Raw genomic sequence first — 255 nt, 5'->3', positions numbered from 1 at the left:
TCGTCATCGAGGAGAAGCGCCCCTTCCTCGAGATGTTCGCCAAGAACGTGCTCTACGGCATGGCCAACGCGCCGCGCATCGTCGGCAAGTTCGACGAGCAGGAGCAGGAGCTGCTGCCGCACTACGGGGAGTTCGAGTCCGACGTGATCTGCCGCGCGCTCACCAAGCGGCTCTCGCAGAAGGCCCGCATCGAGTCGGCCGAGGCCTGGCTCGCGCGGCTCGACGAGGTGCACTCGCGCGGCAAGCTGCCCACCG

1 protein-coding gene is annotated in these 255 nt (G+C 67.8%); it reads left to right on the top strand.

All coding sequences use genetic code 11. The annotated features are described in order from the left end of the window. Nucleotides 1-255: hypothetical protein (locus GQB03_RS22835; RefSeq protein ID WP_159694081.1), on the top strand; the 255-nt coding region annotated here is incomplete at both ends.

This window comes from Cognatazoarcus halotolerans (genome assembly GCF_009800965.1).
In the GTDB taxonomy this organism is placed as follows: Bacteria; Pseudomonadota; Gammaproteobacteria; order Burkholderiales; family Rhodocyclaceae; genus Cognatazoarcus; species Cognatazoarcus halotolerans.
Note: the sequence above shows the minus strand (reverse complement) of the source record. Positions and strands in the feature narration are given on the sequence as shown.